Here is an 18,741-nt window from a genome sequence, read left to right as displayed (position 1 = left end):
ATCAGGTCTATTCTTTTTCTAATGTGCCCTGCGGCTCTTTTGGATTAGCTGGATTGGATCCACGGATACTCTTGATATAGCTTGCCAGCTGGGCCAGTTGTTTAGGAGAGAAATCGTCTTTCCATGATTTCATTCCCTTCTCTGGTACACCATACTTGATAGTGGTGAACACTGCTTTTATCTGTCCGCCATGTAACCAGTAATCATCTGTCAGATTAGGTCCTACAACACCCTGACCCTGAGGCCCGTGGCATGGAGCGCAACTGCTGGAGAATATTTTCTGTCCGCTGGCAATATCATCAGCGCCAGTCAGGAGTGTTACATTATTTTCATCAACATTGTTAGCTGCATTTTTCAGATATTCTGCTTTCGCTTCTGCTGCTTCCGCTTCTGCAATAGCCAATTCTTCCAGCTGTGAGGGTGCGGAGTGCGCTACCTGGAAGCGCCAGATATAAACAACGGCAAACACAATACTGAAGTAGAATGCCCATCGCCACCAGGGAGGTGTAGGGTTGTTCAGCTCACGGATACCGTCATACTCATGGCCCATGTCCTCTTCCAGTTCTGAAGCAGCATCCAGTGTTTTGGTTTTGTTGAGCTTTTCAAGCCAGTGTACCCTGGGTTTACCAGCAACAACTGGCTTCTTTTTCCGCTCTATGCCTAACAATACGCGCAGTGTATACAGAAGGGTGATAATGATCAGGATCTCCAGTGAAATAACAGACATCAGCACATAAAAAGAGGTATCAGAGAGCCCGCTGATGATATTGGTAGCAGCAGGTTTGGCTTTCTCCACAGCATCCCCTGCTTCCTGCGCCAGCAGGCTGTTGGAAGAAAAGATGCCCGCTACCACGAGCGCTATGGAAAGGATCGCTTTACCTTTTTCACTTTTTACCCGTTCCCGGTAGATGTCCATGGCACTGAGTACAGCACTGCCCAGTATAACTACGGCGATCAGCAGGCCCACGATAACCGTCAGGAGCACGATGGCTACAGGGTGTCCCAGCTCCGATGGCGGAGTGGGCTTGTACTGTGCTGCTGCCGGCAGGCTATTCAGGAGGCATAGGGTAAAGAGAAATAAGCCTGTTATAGTGATTGATTTCTTGTTCATAATGTTGCGATTAAGGAAATGATAAAATATGCATGCTGTGATCAGCGGTCATCCAGTGGGATGTTCCGTATATGGTCTATCATGCCTTTATCAGCCTTGAATGCCCAGAAAGCCGCCACTACAAAGAATATAGTGAATATGCACAGGGAGGCCAGCGGGTATATACTTACACCTGTAATGGACTGCAGGTAATTGATGAATTTCATTTCTCCTAAGATTTACAATTGATCAGATTATTTTTTTTCTGCCACTACAGGGTTTTTGATATCAGCACCCAGGCGCTGCAGGTAAGCTATGAGCGCTACAATCTCCTTGTCCGGCGCTACTTCCAGTTTGTCTTTCTTTAAGGTTGCCGCTATTCCTTCCGCCTGTTTGATCATGTCTGCATTGGCCTGTGTTTCATAACCTGCGGGATATGGCACACCGAGCTTGCGCATCGCATTGATCATCGCAGGTGTTTTTGCCTTATCTACTTTATCATCAAACAGCCAGGGATATTGTGGCATAATGGAGCCTGGCGACATAGATGTAGGATCCAGCATGTGATTGTAGTGCCATGAGTGAGGATACTTACCGCCTATCCTGGCCAGATCGGGACCTGTTCTCTTAGAACCCCACTGGAAAGGGTGATCGTAGATAAATTCACCGGCCTTGGAGTATTCACCGTAACGTGCTACTTCATCGCGGAAAGGACGGATCATTTGTGAGTGACAGGTATAACAACCTTCGCGGATATATACATCACGGCCATGGAGCTCAAGCGGCGTATATGGTTTCACGCTGGAGATAGTAGGAATATTGCTTCTTACAAGGAAGGTAGGGATCATTTCAAGGATACCTCCTATTGCTACTGCTATCAGGCTGAAAACCGCCAGCTGTATAGGTCTGCGCTCTACCCAGTTATGCCAGTGTGATTTACCATGTGTAGGTATCACCTTTGGCAATGGCGCCGCTTCGGCAGGTTCGTTTGCTACAAACGAGCCACGACGTACCGTTTTCGCCAGGTTGAAGATCATCAGTACCACACCACTGATATACAGAACACCACCTACTCCACGCAGCGCATACATCGGAACGACCGTGTTGACTGTTTCGAGGAACTGGAACTTCAACTGTCCTTCTGCTGTGAACTGTTTCCACATCATGCTCTGTGTGAAAGCGGCCCAGTACAATGGGATCACGTAGAAGATGATACCCAGTGTGCCCAGCCAGAAGTGAGTATTTGCCCATTTACGGGAATAGAGTTCAGTAGTGAAAAGACGAGGTAATAACCAGTACAGGATACCGAATGTGAGGAATCCGTTCCAACCCAGTGCACCTACGTGTACGTGTGCAATGGTCCAGTCGGTATAGTGACTGATGGCATTCACATTTTTCAGGGAAAGCATAGGCCCTTCGAATGTAGCCATACCATAACAGGTCAGCGCTACTACAAAGAATTTCAGGATAGCGTCTTCCCTTACACGATCCCATGCGCCACGCAGTGTGAGCAAACCATTCAGCATACCGCCCCAGGATGGTGCGATCAGCATAATAGAGAATACAGTACCGAGGGATTGTGCCCATTCAGGTAAAGCAGTATATAAAAGGTGGTGTGGTCCGGCCCAGATATAGATAAAGATCAGCGCCCAGAAGTGAATGATGGACCAGCGATAGGAATATACGGGTCTGTTGGCCGCTTTCGGTACGAAATAGTACATCAGACCTAAGTATGGGGTGGTCAGGAAGAAGGCCACGGCATTATGTCCATACCACCATTGAACCAGGGCATCCTGCACACCCGCATACCAGGAATAACTTTTAAGGAAAGAAACAGGCATCTCGAATGAGTTCACGATATGCAGCATCGCGATAGCCACCCATGTGCCGATATAGAACCAGATAGCCACATACAGATGCGCTTCACGGCGACGAAGGATAGTACCCAGCATATTTGCACCAAAAACGACCCAGATCAGCGTGATGGCGATATCAAAAGGCCATTCCAGCTCCGCATATTCCTTTCCTGTGGTGCAGCCAGCAAACAAGGTTATAGCGCCGCCGGCAATGATGGCCTGCCATCCCCAGAAATGTATCTTACTTAATACATCACTGAACATGCGTGCTTTACACAGGCGTTGTAATGAATAATATACACCCATGAAGATGCCATTGCCTACAAAGGCGAAAATGACAGCATTGGTGTGTACTGGTCTTAAACGACCAAATGTTGTAGGTGCATAACCCAGGTTAAGGTCGGGCAACACCAGCGCCAGTGCGGCCCACAACCCGGCTAACATACCGATCAGCCCCCAGCCGATACAGGCGTATGCAAACCATTTCACGGTACGGTTATCGTACGAAAACTTTTCGAGAGACATGTTTGTTCAATTACGAATGATAAGAGATGAGTTGATAGTATAGAAAGGAACGATCAATGATTTTTGCAGATAGTGGACTTGCAATTCTTGTTGGTGCATGCATTCCCCGATTTGCAGCCGGTTTCCACTGGTTTGGTTTCGAACAGCATGCGGTGCGCAGGGGAGAAATCATCTTCAAATTGCCCGTTCCTGACAGACCATATAAAGGCAGCGAGGAAAAAGATGGCCACCAACAGGCTGGCTCCGAGAAGTATGATGATCACGCTCATAGTATTTGGTTTTAAATTCCATAAACAAAGCTAGCCTGTCGCGCTCCCGGATACGATGATGCCGCTCAATGAGAATACTGATTCATATCAGGCCCTGTCCATCCACTCACTCAAACCATAGGTAAGCAGTACAATGCTGATAGAGCTGGCAGGCATCAGTATGGCAGCGGTTAAGGGCGATAGGATACCCTGTGTGGCAAAGAATAATCCGATGATATTATAGAGGAGAGAAATGATAAAAGTAATGACGATAATACGTTTGTTATTCCTGCAGATCCTGATAAAACGGGGCAATTGTATCATCTGATCAGCTTCAAGAATGCCATCACTGGCAGGTGTGAAATTGTTACTGTTTTCCGTCAGGGAAATACCTACATCGCTTTGCTTTAATGCACCGGCATCATTCAGGCCGTCTCCGATCATGAGTACACGACGTCCCTGTTTCTGCAGAGACAGGATATAGCCCAGTTTATCGGCCGGCTGCTGTGCGAAATGCAGGCTGGCCGAGGGGCCCATCATCTCCTGCAAATAAGCGGCTTCTGCATCATTGTCACCAGACAGCAGAGATAAGACATACTTTTTCCGCAGGTGTTGCAATAATGCGGAAATGCCTTCCCTGTAATGATGGCGGATAATAAAGCAGCCGGTTTGCTGTCCGTCGATAGTAACATAAACAGTGCTTCCCTCTGTATGCACTTTGTGGGAGGTGCCTGTAAATGCAGCATTTCCCAGCTGTATGAAATTATATTGTACCCAGCCGCTGATACCATTGGCCGCTACAGATCTGAAGTTTCTGATAGGCAGATTCTCATCTTTGCCGCAGAAAGACGCAATCATCTTACTGAGCGGATGGGTAGATTGTGCTGCCAGTGATCCGATAGCCCACAACTTCTCCTTGGTGAGTGGCATACCCTGATAAGATATACTGGATGTGGCTTTGCCGGTTAACGTGCCTGTTTTATCAAATACGATATGATCTATATCTGCGAGTCTTTCTATGGCATCTGCATTCCGCAGATACAGGTGATGCCTGCTTAATATGCGAAGGATATGTCCATTTGTGAAAGAGGCTGCCAGTAACAATGCACAAGGGCAGGCAACGATCAGTACTGCGGTTACTGCCGGCCATATACGTGACGGATCATGTGCCCACCAGTAAGTAGCGGTGATAATGGCGATGGCTAATACTACCCAGGTAAAATAGCGGCTCAGCAGGTGGATGAAGGAAGGTGCTTTTTCCCGGGGCGTCTTTAGTTCTTCCCTGTTCCAAAGGCTGGTCAGGTAGCTTTGTGCTACCTCTTTGATGGTTAGGATCTCTATATTTCCCTCCAGTTGTTTACCGCCTGCATATACGATCTCTCCGGCGTTTTTCTGCACGGGGACGGCCTCCCCTGTTACAAAGCTATAATCGATGATGGCGTTCCCTTTTACGAGGATGCCATCCGCAGGGATCAGTTCCTGGTTGTGGATCAGTAAAGTATCGTTGGTCTTTATGTCGGGCAGTGCGGTAGGTACCTGTTGTCCGTCTTTCAATACGGTAATGGCGATAGGGAAATAGGCGGTATAGTCACGGTCAAAAGAGAGGCCCTGATAGGTTTTATCCTGCAGGATACGGCCCACAAGCATGAAGAAAACGATCCCGGTCATAGAGTCAAAATACCCCGCGCCACTGTCTGTAAAAACGTCTGTCAGGCTACGGATAAAAGTGACAATGATAGCCAGTACGATGGGCAGGTCAATATTCAGAAAGCCGCTTTTGAGACCTCCCCAGGCGGAGCGGTAGAATACCTGTGCGCTGTAGAAGAATACAGGAAGGGATAAGGTGAGGTTCAGCCAGCGGAATATGTGGTTCATTTTCACGTCCGCATATCCGTAATGGGAGAAGTATTCCGGGAAACTGAGCAGCATGATATTGGCGAAACAAAATCCGGCTACCCCCAGCCGGTAGATCAGTCCTCTTTGTACCCGTGGCTTTTGCTGACGGAGGTCCTGCAGACTGATATAAGGTTCATATCCTATGCTGGTCAGTGTCTCGGCGATATGCCTGAGCGAGGTTTCCCGTTGCCGGAAGATGATCAGCGCTTCTTTCTTGGCAAAATTGACAGTCACCCTTTGTATACCGCTATCAAGACGATGCAGGTTTTCGAGTAGCCACAGGCAGGAGCTACAGTGGATATGTGGGATATAGAAAGTAATGTGGGTTTGGGTATCATCCTGGAACTGAATCAGTTGTTGCTGTATCTTTTTATCGTCCAGGAAGGCGAATTTATCTTTCCTCACGGGGATCCGCTGCGCCTGACCGGGGTTATTGTTAAGCGTATAGTAGTCGCAGAGCCCATTCTCATTCAGGATCTCATACACCAGTTTACATCCTTCACAGCAAAAGTTTTTATCTCCGAGGCTGATTTTCATGTCTGGGCAGTCTTCCCCACAGTGGGCACATTGCAGTTTGGTATCGGGAGCGACAGAGATGGTAGCCATGATAAAGGATTTTGGCAAAACTACCTGCAAGGCGGGGGGCAGACAATGATGGGTATCAAAAGGAGCGCTGATCGTTGTCAGCGGCCGGGTGGGTATTCTGGAAATACCTTTGGCGTATCGGTGGATATCCGAAGAGTACCCTTTGGTAACTCATCTATAAAGCATTCTTTAACCACATATAACCCATATATAACCCATATCTCTATGAATATGGGTTATATATGGGTCATATATGGCTTATATATGGGTTATATATGGGTTATCTCACCGAATAGGCTATGGTAAAGCCCTTACAAGGATTATTCAAAATACTTGTTTTGTAAGGTGTTGATAATAAGGAATAGTCCGTATGGTGGTTAGGCCTTATGTGACGGTTGTGAGCTTAAATTCTGGCAAGAAATGCTGATCAGGTAACGGACGAAGAAGGAACGAACAAGCGACGGCGAAGCGACGAAGAAAGGGTGGACTTAAAGATAGATTGAGGAGGCCTGAGAGGAGGAGGTATTAGTCCTGGAGGTTGGCGGTGCGCATCAGTTCTTCCGGGTTGAGCAGGCGGATCTTTTTGCCCTGTAACTCGATAAGACCGTCTTTTTTGAACTCAGAGAGCAGGCGGATGGCCGATTCTGTGGCGGTTCCTACCAGGTTGGCAATTTCCTCACGGGAGAGGCGCACATTGAGGGTAAAGCCGTCTGGTTCCACGCCATAGGTTTCTTTCAGGAAAAGCAGGGTTTCTGCCAGGCGTTCACGTACCGGCTTCTGGGCCAGGTGAGTGATTTTCATTTCCGCTTTTCTGAGCTCGCTTGCCAGGATACGCATCATTTCCAGGGAAAGGCTGGCATCTTTCTGCAATACGCTCATGAAAAGGTCTTTCGGAATAAAACAAACGGAGGAATCGTCCAGGGCGATGGCAGATGCGGTGTAACGTTCTGCGCTGAGGAGTGCCTTATAGCCTATAATGTCGCCGGGCTTGCAGAGACGAACGATCTGTTCCCGGCCATCATCGCCACAGTGTGACAGTTTGATCTTGCCGGTATTCACGCAGTAAATGCCGAAGGGATAAGCGCCCTCCTGGAATACAACCTGGCCTTTTTTGTATGTGGTACATACCTTGGCAGATTCGATCTCTTCCAGATTGCACTTCTCCGCTTTGAACAAAATTGATCCAAAGCGGTCCTGACAATTTGCACACGAGGCATTATGGAAAGGCGTACACATAGTTTTCAGTGTGCAAAATTACTAATTTACGGCCAAAATAAACGTACGATTCCTTACTACTTCGAGCATGTCACTTAAATATTATATTATATATAAACCTTTCCAGGTACTGACCCGTTTTGGGAAAGAGGAAGGAAAGGAGAGCCTGGCAGATTACTTTAAAGTTCCTTCGGATGTATATCCGGTGGGCAGGCTTGACTATGATAGTGAGGGTTTGCTTATTCTGACGAATGATAAATCGCTGACCCACAGGTTGCTGGACCCTAAATTCGCCCATGAAAGGGAATATTGGGTCCAGGTAGATGGGGCGGTAACAGCGGAAGCCGTACAGCAGCTGAAACAGGGTGTAAAGATCGCGGTAGATGGGAAACAGTATCAAACCCGGCGTTGCCAGGCGGCCTTATTTGAAACGGACCCGGTTGTACCGGACCGCAATCCGCCTATCCGTTTCCGTAAGTTGATTCCTGCCCCCTGGATCAGGTTAGTGCTAAGTGAGGGTAAAAACAGGCAGGTAAGGAAAATGACTGCGGCCGTAGGCTTTCCAACGTTGAGACTTATCCGTTACCGGATAGGGCGCATTACGGTAGATGGGCTGGAACCAGGCCAGATGCGGGAAATGGGGCAACGGGAGGTATATGATATGCTGTTTAAATAGCGGCTGCGTGGATGCCCTGACGTGGGCTTCCTGGCAGCTTATATGGTGTGCTGCTGTCGTTTGCCTGCACTATTCTTTGTGCTTTGGCCTAATTTAGGTAGGTTTGTTGCCTACAAATCTCTATTATGCTGAAATCAATGACCGGCTTTGGAAGGGCGGAAACTACCAGGGGCGAGACTACGGTTGTAGTTGAAGTAAAATCGCTCAATGGTAAGCAATTTGAGGTAAACCTGAAGATTTCCCCGCTGTTGAAGCCTTATGAGTTTGATATCCGCAACCAGCTGCAACAAACCCTCTTGCGCGGTACCCTGGATGCGACAGTAAATATAAGGCAGAACGGGGCTACCCGTCCGGTGGTCATTAATACGGATCTTGCTAAATATTACCATAGCTCTATTACATCCCTGGCTACAGAGTTGAACCTGCCACAGGAAGACATGCTGAACGTGCTGATGAAGCTGCCGGAGGTGGTAACACCGGCTACGGAGCAGATCACGGAAGAAGAATGGCTGGAAGTGGCAAAGGTGATACAGCTGGCGGTAGCTGATCTGGATGCGCATCGCCTGGATGAAGGACAGATGCTGTCTGCAGACCTGTTGCTGCGTATAGAGAACATAGAATCTTACTGTGTAAAGGTGCGTGAGCTGGACCCGCAGCGTAAAGAGAGAGTGCGTCAGCGACTGGAAGGTTTATTGGCGGAGCATGTAGGGAAAGAAAATGTGGATGAGAACCGCCTGGAACAGGAATTGATCTTCTACCTGGAAAAACTCGATATTTCCGAAGAACTTATCAGGTTGGAGAACCACTGTCGTTATTTCAAGGAGATCCTGGCTGAAGCGGATCCTTCAAAGGGAAAGAAGCTGGGCTTCGTGCTGCAGGAAATAGGACGTGAGATTAATACGACCGGTTCCAAAGCCAATGATGCCAATATCCAGCAATGGGTGGTACTCATGAAAGATGAACTGGAAAAGGCGAAAGAACAGGTGCTGAACGTACTGTAATCAGATGACCGATATCGTTCCTCAGGATAAAACGTATTGTGATAAAATATGAATAGACTCTGCCGGATTGTCGTGGCCGCGGGCATGCTGTTATCTGCAGCCGCCTGTCAGCCACCGAAGATGGATACCTATGAAAAGAACCTGGATATCCCGGGACATGAATGGTCTTATGCTTACAAGCCTGTTTTTGAGGTTACCGTGCAGCCTCAGGATACAGCGTATGTTTACAATATCTATGTGAACATAAGGCATAAAGACTCCTACCCTTTCAGCAATATATGGCTACAGGTACATACGCAGTTTCCTGGAGAAAAGCCGGTCACACAACGGGTAGAGTTACCGTTGGCGGATAATTCCGGCAAATGGCTGGGTAGCAGGCTGGATGATATTTATGAACATAGAATTCCCATTCAGCAAAAGGCTATCCTGAGCAAGCCGGGTACATACAAGTTTACTTTTGAACAAAACATGCGGCAAAATCCGTTGCCGGATATCATGAATGTAGGCCTGCGGATTGAGAAAGCCGGGTTACGAAACAATGAAAAAGTTATTCCGTAAAATGGAGGGAAGAAGTGGTATCCACTTCGTATACCTTTTTGTACTGGCATATACCATCCTGGCATTGATGTGGTGGGGAGTGCTCCTGTTCAACCAGAGTGAACAGATCACCCGTTTTGAAATCCAGAACCTGGTGCTCCGGACTGACAGTATTGCACACCCCGTAGAGTTTCATCAGGAATTAGAACGTATACAATCGACGGAAGAGAGACGTTCTGTCATGTTTTTCAGCGAGGGATTAATCTTTCTGGCTATTATCTTACTGGGAGGATTTTTCGTATACCGGTCTATCTGGAAGCAAATGCGCTTATCCCAACAGCAGCAGAACTTCATGATGGCCGTTACACATGAACTGAAATCGCCTATCGCGGCTGCGAAACTGAACCTCGAAACGCTCCGGAAACACAAGCTGGATGACGAAAAGCGACTAAAACTACTCGACAATACCATCCGGGAAACCAACCGGCTGGATCAGCTTTGTAACAACATTCTCCTGGCTTCCCAGATGGAGGCGCAACGATATCAGCTATTCCGGGAAGACATAGATTTCTCCGATCTGCTGGAAACAGGGATCAGGGAAATGCAGTCACGCATTTCGACACATACGATACAGGCACATATTTTGCCAGATGTGTGGATCAATGGGGATAAGTTCATGTTGCAGATCCTGTTGAGCAACCTGGTCGAAAATGCTGTTAAATACGCGCCTAAGCATACCGTGATCGATGTAACACTGAAAGAATGCAGCGGCAGTGCATTGAAACTGATGGTGACAGATGAGGGACCCGGTATCCCGGAGGATGAGCGGGAAAGGATCTTCCTGAAGTTTTATCGTATAGGCAATGAAAATACGCGTAAAGCAAAGGGCTCCGGACTCGGATTGTTTCTTAGCAGGAAGATCGTACAGCAGCATGGAGGCACGATTGTCGTGAAAGATAACGTACCTGCGGGCGCCAGTTTTGAGATAACCTGGCCCGTATATTCCATTCAAAGAGTGTAAATTAGCGATAGCAACTATTAATTATGAAGGAAGCTACTAAAGCATCCATACTACTGGTAGAGGACGAAGAAAACCTCCAGGAAGCATTGAAACTGAACCTGGAGCTGGAGGGATATGAAGTAACAGCTGTAGATAATGGCACCGCAGCTTTAAAGGCGGTAAAGAACGAATATTTTGACCTGATCATCCTGGATATCATGCTGCCGGAAATGGACGGTATTGCCGTTTGTGAGAACATCCGTATCCAGAATAATGAAGTGCCTATCCTGTTCCTCAGTGCGAAGAACAGTAGCGCAGACCGTGTATTGGGCCTGAAGAAAGGCGGGGACGATTATATGACCAAGCCTTTCAACCTGGAAGAACTGTTGTTGCGCGTGGAAAAATTGATCGTTAAAAACAAACGCATACAGGATAAGGACAGCGTGTCTACCGTATACCATTTTGGCAACAATGAGATCGACTTTGCTGCGCAGGAGTGCATCGGTAAAGACGGAAAACACTATGAACTGAGTAAGAAGGAAACGATGTTGCTGAAGCTGCTCATCGAAAATAAAGGCGAGGTGGTGACCCGTGAAAAGATCCTGCAGGTAGTGTGGGGATATAATGTGTATCCTACCACCCGTACAATTGACAACTTTATTCTCAACTTCCGTAAATATTTTGAAGAGGACAGCCGCAATTCGAGGTATTTTCACTCTGTAAGAGGAGTGGGTTACAAATTCACCGAATAGCCATCAACCGCCATTTACCCTTTGTTTTCCCCCGGTTGTTCTGCAAATGCTGCCTTGTAATAATTGCCCCTTTCCCGGGAACCAGATTTGACGGATATTTAGCACCGGTCTTAACTCCGTTTTGTATTGTGCTATCAGGATTGTGCGACTTTGTGAGGTGCTTAGAATTTATATCCTTTCGTAAACCTTTTCAATTTTGGTTCTTTGCTCTAACATACTCAATGCAGTAGGTTGGCCGTACTGGGTGTTTTTTCTGTTGAGTTTGATCATGATCTGCTGCGTGTTTTATATACGTGAAAGGCATATTAAGCAGACTTCAACGAAAGAGATAAGCAGGCAACAGCAGCTGGTACACCTGGAAATGCATGCATTCCAGGCACAGATGGATCCTCATTTTATCTTTAATAGCCTGAACGCTATTCATCATTACATCCTCACTACCAGTACCGATCAAGCTTCCCTCTATCTGACGCGCTTTGCGCGCCTGATGCGCCTTATTATCCGGAACTGTAACCGGGAGTGGATAAACCTCGAAGAGGATATTGAGGCGCTGGAACTGTATTTACAGCTGGAACAACTCCGTTTCGGCACCCAGTTTGACTATGAGCTGGAAATCACCCCCGAAGTATTTCAACAACTCACATTTGTCCCTCCGCTTATTATTCAACCTTATATCCAGGAGGCCATCTGGCGCAGATTGCTCTTACGCCCCACGAAGACAGGCGGCTGCCTGCGTATCAGGATCAGCCGGGAGCATGAAATGCTCTCCATAAGGATCGAGGACAATGGCGTGAACCAGGGCCCGCCGGCGGAAGATGCCCATTTGTCGCAGGGGATTACTATTGCCGCGGCCAGATTAGAGGCCATTAACGAGCGGTATAATATGCGATCGGGTATTACAGAACGGGAACTTTACAATGAAATGCAACAACCTAGCGGTCATCTTGTTATAATTAATATGCAGCAGATAGCCGCCAGAGAAGCCGTAATGTAACACATAAATACAGCATCTGCCTAAAAGAAACTTTCACATCTTTACACAGAATATTGTATATTATATCAGACTCTCACCTATGCTTTCTTATGCTGACCGAGGGAGAGTCTTTTGGGGACAAGAATTAGAATAACATGCGCACCATTATCGTGGATGATGAAAAACTCAGCAGAAGTGTATTGAAGCTTTTGCTGGAGAAGCATTGCCCTGCAGTTAACATAGTGGCCGTTTGCGCTGATGGGATCTCTGCATTGGAGGCAATTGAGAAATATCAACCTGATCTTCTTTTCCTGGATGTGGAAATGCCAGGATTGAACGGATTTGAGGTCCTGCAGGCCTGCAGAGACGCTTCATTTTCCGTTATTGTTACTACTTCATACGATCATTATGCGCTGGATGCGATCCGCCATAATGCATTGGATTATCTGCTTAAGCCAATTGGCCGGGAGGACCTGATAAATGCTGTTGATAAAGCGATGATGCGGCAACGGCAAAAGGAACAGTCAGGGGAGAAAACAGATTCCCTGATGGAATTTCTGCACCAGCACCTGTACCCGGGAGAAAGATTGGCGCTGCCATGTCCCGAAGGACTGAGAATGTTGCTGGTAAAGGATATTCTTTATTGTGTGGCAGAAGGGGAAAGTACCTGTATTCACATGATTAATGGCACTGAGCCGGCATCCGTGTGCCGTTCGTTAAAAGAAGTGGAAGGATTGCTGCGGAACAAAGGATTCTTCAGGGTGCACCACAGTTATCTGGTCAATCTGAACTATATGGACAGGTATATTAAGGGAGATGGTGGGGATATCATTATGACTGATGGGAGTTGTATACCTGTTTCCCGTCAACGTAAGCAGGAGTTTATGGACAGGATAGAAAAGCTTTAAGCCGCAAACTACAGGCTTCAGGTATAGGGGTTCCTACGCGCCTGTAGCCTGTAGTTTGCAGCTCGTCTACAACCTCCTGATCTCTGCACAAGCGAGCCAACCGGTCTTGCCATCCGGTAGCAATATTTTGCAATATTCCTGTGTTGCGTCGGTTACCTGCACTTTTACACCTTCGTGCAGTTCAAACATATCTTTACTTTCCTGGTCTGGCGCTGCTTTTACCTTCACTGCAGTACCCATGATAATACCCTCATGGTGCGCATTGGCAGTAACATAGGTACTGATGCCAAGTGTCAGGTAGAAGAAGAACAGCAGCGTAGCCACTCCTGTCCCCCACCGTAACAAAGTGGGTTTAAAAGCAGGTACGATCAGTATGGCAATGAAGCCGGCTATCAGTAGCCAGAAGAAAATAACCGCGCCCGTAACCCAGCCATTAGGACTGTGGAAATGTTGTATGTGTAACCACCACTGCTGAAAGAACAGCAGCGGCAGGTCATTTACATAACCTTCTACCCTTTGATTGGCAACGGATAGATTGTGTGCGGCTGATTTATTAAAAGGATCTCTTGCGAGGGCTTTTTCATAATTATAGATGGCGAGGCCGGTCTTATTGGCTTTATAATAAGCATTGCCTGCATTGATAAACAACTGCGGCTGATGATAGCCTTCATCGATCAATTGCTGGTAAATACCGGCGGCTTCCGTGTATTGTTTCTGTTTGTAAAGCAGGTTGGCCTTTTCAAACTGTTGCTGCTGCACAGGGGCAGCAGCTATAACGTTGTATACCAGCAGAAAGAGGGCACAGAGAGCTGTTAATGTTTTTTTCATAGTTAGCTGGGTTTACACGACACTTTTTGCACGTTGCAATTCATCTTCCAGATGGCTGATCACAGTCACGGCCTGCTGATAAGTACCCTGCATTTTATCATTGTTGTGCATCGGTGTATACAGCGCCATTTCGCAATCATCCAGCAGATCAAACAGCTGAGTGGTATATTGTACGCTTACCTGTTGCCGGGTCAGTTTATCCTGGATCAACTGTTTACTGAGGTCTGCAAAAGGAACATGCAATTTATTACTGAGATATCCCCATATAGCACGGGAGGTCTCCTCATAGAAAGCTTTGTCTTTTCCTTCCTTCAGGTAACGTGCTGCCAGTTCCAGCCGTTTCAGTGCTACTTTGTTGGCATAACGGTGTTTGAGGAACGCAGCATTATTCTGCTGGTAGTTCAGCCTGCGGCGATATACCAGGGCAACCACCAGTAGAAGAACAGGGATCAGCAGCAGTATATAGAACAATGGGCTGGCCAGCAGGAACCTGCTGTCTTTCACCCAGTTGAGCACTCCGTTGTAATTGGAGGTGATGGTATTCCTGTTTACACTGAAGTCTTCTTTATCACGCTTGGTCTGTTTTCCAGGCGTAACATGTACGGAAAACGGTTCAGAGCGGATCGATTTGTAGCTATTGGAGGCTACATCGAAGTAAGAGAATTCTACCGCAGGAATGGTCTGATCGCCTGCTTCAAGCGGCATCAGCGCATATTCAAACTGACGGGAGCCGGACAGCGGATTGCTGTTCTTCTCAATATTGTCGGTTACTTTAGGATCATATTTTTCAAAAGCGGCAGGTATCTCTACTTTCGGACCATTCAACAGGTTCACATTTCCCTGTCCGGATACCACCACTTTCAGCGTGAGCGCATCGTCTGTAGTAAGGTTCTTTTTGTCGATAGTCGCCGTCATGTTGAATTTACCCACAGCCCCGGTAAAGCTAAGCGGGCGGTTATCTACAGGAAGCGGCTTAACGGTTACCTTCAGTGGCGCTGTCTGGACTTTATAAGGAACATCTTCGTAGGTTACTTCCGGACGGTTGAAAAAGTCGTCAAAGAAAGGATCATCGAAAGGATCTTTAAAGCCTGGATCATTGAACAGGTCTGCAAAAGGATCACGGGCCTTCTTGTTATTACCATTCTTGACCAGTTTAACCAGTTTTACATGGTTGTCCACTTCCACCGGATCCAGTTCCAGGGTGCCTGACTGTAATGGGAACAGCAGTGTTTTACGGATGGTGAATACTTTGAAACGCTGGCCATTCACTATTTCTTCAGATGCCTGTGGAGGATTGGGCAGTTCAATATCTTTCGCAGAGAATCCTTTGAAGGCTGGTACCTTTGTAACGCTGGAATTTGTCGGGAGGCGGGTATACAGCTTATAGGTAGCTGTCAGCTGCTCTCCTTCGTATAAAGTGGTCTTATCTACATCAACTTTTACAAAAATATTTTTACGCAGTTTGGCATTCACATCTTCTCCGTTTCTCAGCACCCCTTCCATTTCGTCCTGCTGTTGCTGGCGTTGTGACCGGGATGGAGGGAAACCGCTTTGTGGCGCAGACTGTTGAGGCGCTTGCTGGTAAGCACCACGGTTAGCTTTTACCACTTCTATCGTAACAGGGTTGGAACGTACTACATTACCGTTTGAACGCGCAGTAGCACCGGCGATGGTGAAGTTACCTACCCTTCTGGGCTGAATCACGTAAATAAGCGCGATATATTCTGAGCGACGGCCGTTCATGATAGACTGACCCTGCATCTGGGATGGCCCTTGCAGGATTTCAAAATCATTGAATGACGGAGGTGTGAAACTGGTCACATTAGGAGCGTTTTCCAGCATGAACTGTATCTGGAATGGTTCGTCCAGTGCTACCCTGTTGTTGCTTACAGAGGTAGTGAACCTGAATTCCTGTGCCTGTAGGCAGGAAATTACACCCAGGCAGAGGAGCAGGGATAATACAAACTTCTTTATACTAACAGCAGTGACATTCATAATGCAGAACAAATTTAGCCAAAGCCAGCCCTGTTGGTGCTGAATACCCAGTTAAAAGTTAGTTAAAAAAATAATCAATATAATCTCGGAAGCGCTTGCTGGTAAAGGGTTTATGCAATATCGCCCAGCATTGGCCGCATAATAACTTCCTCTACAACGGCCTGTTTTGACAGGGTATAAGCGCCCCATAAGAGGTCTGCTACATCCTCCGGCTCCATCATTCTGCCGGGAGGGGCTTCGAAGCCTTCCCAGGAAGCGGTTAAAGTGGGGCCGGGGCTCAGGGAGGTTACTTTTATGTTGTGAGGTTTCAGTTCTTCCCGCAAATTCCGGGAAAAGCCGAGCAAAGCAAACTTGGTGATACTATAGGCCCCTCCATTGGGGTATGAGGTGTAACTGGCGGTAGAACACATGTTAAAAATATGCCCCTTCCCATTCGCTTTCATACCTGGCAATAGCTGCCGGGTAAGATGATAGGCACTGTACACGTTCACAGACATCATACTTTCCAGTAATCCGTCCTCCTGGTCCTGCATACCGCCCGGTACGAATATGCCGGCATTGTTGACCAGTATATCCACCGTATTAAAAGTATTCCTTATTTCTTCTGCGAATGCCAGTACAGCTGCTTTCTGACCCATATCTACAGAACGGGCAAGCACTTTGACAGAGGGGTTAGCCGCCTGGATATCTGTTGCTGCCTTTTCCAGGTGGCCTGCGTTCCGGGCGCAGATGGCTACGTTAAATCCTTCTCTGGCCAGCTTCTCCGCAATTGCTTTTCCTATTCCTTTGCTGGCGCCAGTAATTACTGCGTTCATATTTTATGATTAAGGGAGACGGAAAATAGTAAAAAATGTGCTTCGCCACGTAATGAGTATCTTTGTAGTTGATTAAGGACGTGCGAGCAAAATGAAATACAAGCATATATTTTTCGATCTGGACCATACCCTATGGGATTTTGAGACCAATGCCTACCTGGTATTAGAGCAGCTATACCATGCGCATAACCTGGAGGGACGGGGTGTTCCGTCCTTTAAGGAATTTCATCAGGTGTATATGGTGTATAATGAGAAACTCTGGGACCGTTTCCGCAAGGGGTTTATTACCCGGAATGATCTCCGCAGTAAGCGTTTCCGTCTTACTTTACTGGATTTTAAGATCGGGGATGAGAAATTGTGTGAGGCACTGGGCACACAGTTCCTGGAAGAACTACCTACCCAGACAGCCCTTTTCCCACATGCAAAAGAGGTACTGGAATACCTGGCGGCGAAGAATTATCCCATACACATGATCACCAATGGATTTGAAGAAGTCCAGCTGCGTAAGATGAAAAGTTCCGGGATAGATCATTTTTTCACCCATGTGATCACTTCTGAGTCTGCGGGCAGCCTGAAACCATATCGTGAGATCTTTGATTATGCGATCACCAAGGCAGCCGCTACGGCGGATAGCAGTATCATGATCGGGGATGCCCTGGATATTGACATTTTAGGGGCATTTAATGCGGGGATAGACCAGGTATATTTTAATACGTTGGTACCGGTGACAGGGGATTTGAAACCTACGTTTGTGATCAACAGCCTGCATGAGTTAAAAACAATCCTGTAAGAACAGCAATTGTCTAAATAAGAAAGTCCCATCTTCGTTGCAATCAGCTTTGAAGATGGGACTTTCTGTTATTGTGGATGATCTACTTTCCAGATGGTTTGGTTACAGGAGCCGCAGCTTGCGCTGGTTTTGCCTGTTTCACAGCAGCTGTGCGCAGTGCAGCAGTTTTGCTGGGTTGCTTACAGCAGGCGGCGCCTTTTGCCTGATCCTTTTTACAGCATGCAGCAGTCGCTGACTTTTTACAACAGGATGCATCTTTGGTCTTGTTCTGGGCCATTACTACACCAGAGAAGAATAATGCGACGGTCGCTCCTAAGATCAGTTTTTTCATGACTAGTCTGTTTTATGCTGATAAAAATAAGGAATTAGTTAGATGGTAGCAATCACAGTTTGACCGCCGCGTACTACCTGTTCCAGCTGCACATTCACCTGGGTGCCTACCGGCAGGTAGATGTCCACCCTGGAACCGAATTTAATGAAGCCCAGTTCTTCGTTCTGGGTCACCTGCATGCCGGGTTTCAGGTAATTCACGATACGACGGGCTAATGCACCGGCGATCTGTCTTACCAGGATGTCGGCTTTACCGTTGCCGATCACTACAGTATGGCGTTCATTCTCTGTAGAAGATTTTGGATGCCATGCTACCAGGTATTTACCAGCGTGGTACTGTGACAATTTTACCTGTCCGCTGATCGGGTTCCTGTTCACGTGTACGTTGGCAGGGCTCATAAAGATGGAAACCTGCAGACGTTTGTCTTTAAAGTACTCAGGCTCATAGGTTTCTTCAATTACGACTACTTTACCGTCGCAGGGAGCAATTACCAGGGATTCATCCAGTTTCATTTCCCTTTTAGGAATACGGAAGAAGGAAATGATAAACAGGAACAGTACCAGGGAAAAGGCAGCCACGATCCTGCAGAGCAGCGGCATATGTCCTAAAAAGTAGAATACGGCGCCGTTGATCAGGGCAAGAACAGCAAAGGTCAGTAAAATGGTAGCTAATCCTTCTCGGTGGATCTTCATTGTTGTTATGTTAGTTATGTTATTTAAT

The 18,741-nt window shown here is 47.1% G+C and carries 19 protein-coding genes; 8 read left to right on the top strand and 11 right to left on the bottom strand.

Translation table 11 applies throughout. The features are described 5' to 3' along the window. Window positions 1–7 precede the first annotated feature (7 nt). From BLR32_RS05725 to BLR32_RS05700, 6 genes are all read right to left on the bottom strand, one after another. Window positions 8–1,111, bottom strand: coding sequence for a cbb3-type cytochrome c oxidase N-terminal domain-containing protein (locus BLR32_RS05725; protein WP_089829406.1), 1,104 nt, complete (start codon window positions 1,109–1,111; stop codon window positions 8–10). A gap of 41 nt (window positions 1,112–1,152) precedes the next feature. Further along, on the bottom strand, window positions 1,153–1,317 hold the full coding sequence (locus tag BLR32_RS05720; protein ID WP_089829404.1) for a CcoQ/FixQ family Cbb3-type cytochrome c oxidase assembly chaperone: 165 nt from the start codon (window positions 1,315–1,317) through the stop codon (window positions 1,153–1,155). Window positions 1,318–1,344: 27 nt separating this feature from the next. After that, window positions 1,345–3,471, bottom strand: a complete 2,127-nt coding sequence (ccoN, locus tag BLR32_RS05715; protein ID WP_089829402.1) for a cytochrome-c oxidase, cbb3-type subunit I — start codon at window positions 3,469–3,471, stop codon at window positions 1,345–1,347. 53 nt (window positions 3,472–3,524) lie between these two features. Continuing rightward, window positions 3,525–3,740 carry a cbb3-type cytochrome oxidase assembly protein CcoS gene (ccoS, locus tag BLR32_RS05710; protein ID WP_089829400.1) on the bottom strand — a complete coding sequence of 72 codons (216 nt, stop codon included), beginning with the start codon at window positions 3,738–3,740 and terminating at the stop codon, window positions 3,525–3,527. An 87-nt stretch (window positions 3,741–3,827) separates the two neighbouring features. Next, entirely contained in the window at window positions 3,828–6,221 is a 2,394-nt protein-coding gene (locus BLR32_RS05705; protein WP_089829398.1) for a heavy metal translocating P-type ATPase, read from the bottom strand. Window positions 6,222–6,725: 504 nt separating this feature from the next. Beyond that, complete coding sequence (locus BLR32_RS05700; RefSeq protein WP_245705365.1) at window positions 6,726–7,376, bottom strand: Crp/Fnr family transcriptional regulator; 651 nt, start codon at window positions 7,374–7,376, stop codon at window positions 6,726–6,728. A 127-nt stretch (window positions 7,377–7,503) separates the two neighbouring features. On the opposite strand from BLR32_RS05700, the gene BLR32_RS05695 reads away from it, so the two are divergent. The 7 genes from BLR32_RS05695 (at window position 7,504) to BLR32_RS05665 (ending at window position 13,262) form a co-directional block, all read left to right on the top strand. Beyond that, window positions 7,504–8,091: a pseudouridine synthase gene (locus tag BLR32_RS05695; protein WP_089829394.1), complete on the top strand. Its 588-nt coding sequence runs from the start codon at window positions 7,504–7,506 to the stop codon at window positions 8,089–8,091. A 125-nt stretch (window positions 8,092–8,216) separates the two neighbouring features. After that, the gene (locus BLR32_RS05690; protein WP_089829392.1) at window positions 8,217–9,092 is read left to right on the top strand and encodes a YicC/YloC family endoribonuclease; all 876 of its coding nucleotides are present in this window, start codon (window positions 8,217–8,219) and stop codon (window positions 9,090–9,092) included. Window positions 9,093–9,140: 48 nt separating this feature from the next. Then, entirely contained in the window at window positions 9,141–9,650 is a 510-nt protein-coding gene (locus BLR32_RS05685; RefSeq protein ID WP_089829390.1) for a gliding motility lipoprotein GldH, read from the top strand. Next, window positions 9,631–10,650 carry a sensor histidine kinase gene (locus BLR32_RS05680; protein WP_089829388.1) on the top strand — a complete coding sequence of 340 codons (1,020 nt, stop codon included), beginning with the start codon at window positions 9,631–9,633 and terminating at the stop codon, window positions 10,648–10,650. The genes BLR32_RS05685 and BLR32_RS05680 overlap by 20 nt, the downstream gene beginning before the upstream one ends. 23 nt (window positions 10,651–10,673) lie before the next feature. Continuing rightward, window positions 10,674–11,381 (top strand): response regulator transcription factor, encoded by a 708-nt coding sequence (locus BLR32_RS05675; RefSeq protein WP_089829386.1) that lies wholly within the window; start codon window positions 10,674–10,676, stop codon window positions 11,379–11,381. 280 nt (window positions 11,382–11,661) lie between these two features. Continuing rightward, entirely contained in the window at window positions 11,662–12,375 is a 714-nt protein-coding gene (locus BLR32_RS05670; protein WP_176842175.1) for a sensor histidine kinase, read from the top strand. 134 nt (window positions 12,376–12,509) lie between these two features. Beyond that, on the top strand, window positions 12,510–13,262 hold the full coding sequence (locus BLR32_RS05665; protein WP_089829382.1) for a LytR/AlgR family response regulator transcription factor: 753 nt from the start codon (window positions 12,510–12,512) through the stop codon (window positions 13,260–13,262). 66 nt (window positions 13,263–13,328) lie between these two features. Here the strand turns inward: BLR32_RS05665 and BLR32_RS05660 are convergent, their stop codons facing one another. The 3 genes from BLR32_RS05660 to BLR32_RS05650 form a co-directional block, all read right to left on the bottom strand. Continuing rightward, entirely contained in the window at window positions 13,329–14,090 is a 762-nt protein-coding gene (locus BLR32_RS05660) for an SH3 domain-containing protein (protein WP_089829380.1), read from the bottom strand. 12 nt (window positions 14,091–14,102) lie between these two features. Next, window positions 14,103–16,085 (bottom strand): BatD family protein, encoded by a 1,983-nt coding sequence (locus tag BLR32_RS05655; RefSeq protein WP_089829378.1) that lies wholly within the window; start codon window positions 16,083–16,085, stop codon window positions 14,103–14,105. Window positions 16,086–16,195: 110 nt separating this feature from the next. Then, on the bottom strand, window positions 16,196–16,900 hold the full coding sequence (locus BLR32_RS05650; RefSeq protein WP_089829376.1) for an SDR family oxidoreductase: 705 nt from the start codon (window positions 16,898–16,900) through the stop codon (window positions 16,196–16,198). Between the two features lie 91 nt (window positions 16,901–16,991). Here BLR32_RS05650 and BLR32_RS05645 point away from each other — a divergent pair, with 91 nt between their 5' ends. After that, on the top strand, window positions 16,992–17,690 hold the full coding sequence (locus BLR32_RS05645; protein ID WP_089829374.1) for a YjjG family noncanonical pyrimidine nucleotidase: 699 nt from the start codon (window positions 16,992–16,994) through the stop codon (window positions 17,688–17,690). 82 nt (window positions 17,691–17,772) lie between these two features. Here BLR32_RS05645 and BLR32_RS05640 read toward each other — a convergent pair whose 3' ends face one another. Then, window positions 17,773–18,021: a hypothetical protein gene (locus BLR32_RS05640; protein WP_089829372.1), complete on the bottom strand. Its 249-nt coding sequence runs from the start codon at window positions 18,019–18,021 to the stop codon at window positions 17,773–17,775. 38 nt (window positions 18,022–18,059) lie between these two features. After that, window positions 18,060–18,713: a phosphatidylserine decarboxylase family protein gene (locus BLR32_RS05635; protein ID WP_089829370.1), complete on the bottom strand. Its 654-nt coding sequence runs from the start codon at window positions 18,711–18,713 to the stop codon at window positions 18,060–18,062. Window positions 18,714–18,741: the final 28 nt, after the last annotated feature.

Origin of the sequence: Chitinophaga filiformis, from assembly GCF_900102545.1 — a bacterium.
Lineage (GTDB): Bacteria > Bacteroidota > Bacteroidia > Chitinophagales > Chitinophagaceae > Chitinophaga > Chitinophaga filiformis.
The sequence above is the reverse complement of the archived record's forward strand: the minus strand, read 5'-3'. Positions and strand labels throughout refer to the sequence as shown.

Coding starts and splice junctions, on each gene's coding strand:
- BLR32_RS05640 (WP_089829372.1), bottom strand. CDS start 18,021: ATGAAAAAACTGATCTTAGGAGCGACCGTCGCATTATTCTTCTCTGGT.
- BLR32_RS05660 (WP_089829380.1), bottom strand. CDS start 14,090: ATGAAAAAAACATTAACAGCTCTCTGTGCCCTCTTTCTGCTGGTATAC.
- BLR32_RS05705 (WP_089829398.1), bottom strand. CDS start 6,221: ATGGCTACCATCTCTGTCGCTCCCGATACCAAACTGCAATGTGCCCAC.
- BLR32_RS05690 (WP_089829392.1), top strand. CDS start 8,217: ATGCTGAAATCAATGACCGGCTTTGGAAGGGCGGAAACTACCAGGGGC.
- BLR32_RS05655 (WP_089829378.1), bottom strand. CDS start 16,085: ATGAATGTCACTGCTGTTAGTATAAAGAAGTTTGTATTATCCCTGCTC.
- ccoN (WP_089829402.1), bottom strand. CDS start 3,471: ATGTCTCTCGAAAAGTTTTCGTACGATAACCGTACCGTGAAATGGTTT.
- BLR32_RS05685 (WP_089829390.1), top strand. CDS start 9,141: ATGAATAGACTCTGCCGGATTGTCGTGGCCGCGGGCATGCTGTTATCT.
- BLR32_RS05635 (WP_089829370.1), bottom strand. CDS start 18,713: ATGAAGATCCACCGAGAAGGATTAGCTACCATTTTACTGACCTTTGCT.
- BLR32_RS05720 (WP_089829404.1), bottom strand. CDS start 1,317: ATGAAATTCATCAATTACCTGCAGTCCATTACAGGTGTAAGTATATAC.
- BLR32_RS05680 (WP_089829388.1), top strand. CDS start 9,631: ATGAAAAAGTTATTCCGTAAAATGGAGGGAAGAAGTGGTATCCACTTC.
- BLR32_RS05725 (WP_089829406.1), bottom strand. CDS start 1,111: ATGAACAAGAAATCAATCACTATAACAGGCTTATTTCTCTTTACCCTA.
- BLR32_RS05665 (WP_089829382.1), top strand. CDS start 12,510: ATGCGCACCATTATCGTGGATGATGAAAAACTCAGCAGAAGTGTATTG.
- BLR32_RS05695 (WP_089829394.1), top strand. CDS start 7,504: ATGTCACTTAAATATTATATTATATATAAACCTTTCCAGGTACTGACC.
- ccoS (WP_089829400.1), bottom strand. CDS start 3,740: ATGAGCGTGATCATCATACTTCTCGGAGCCAGCCTGTTGGTGGCCATC.
- BLR32_RS05675 (WP_089829386.1), top strand. CDS start 10,674: ATGAAGGAAGCTACTAAAGCATCCATACTACTGGTAGAGGACGAAGAA.
- BLR32_RS05645 (WP_089829374.1), top strand. CDS start 16,992: ATGAAATACAAGCATATATTTTTCGATCTGGACCATACCCTATGGGAT.
- BLR32_RS05650 (WP_089829376.1), bottom strand. CDS start 16,900: ATGAACGCAGTAATTACTGGCGCCAGCAAAGGAATAGGAAAAGCAATT.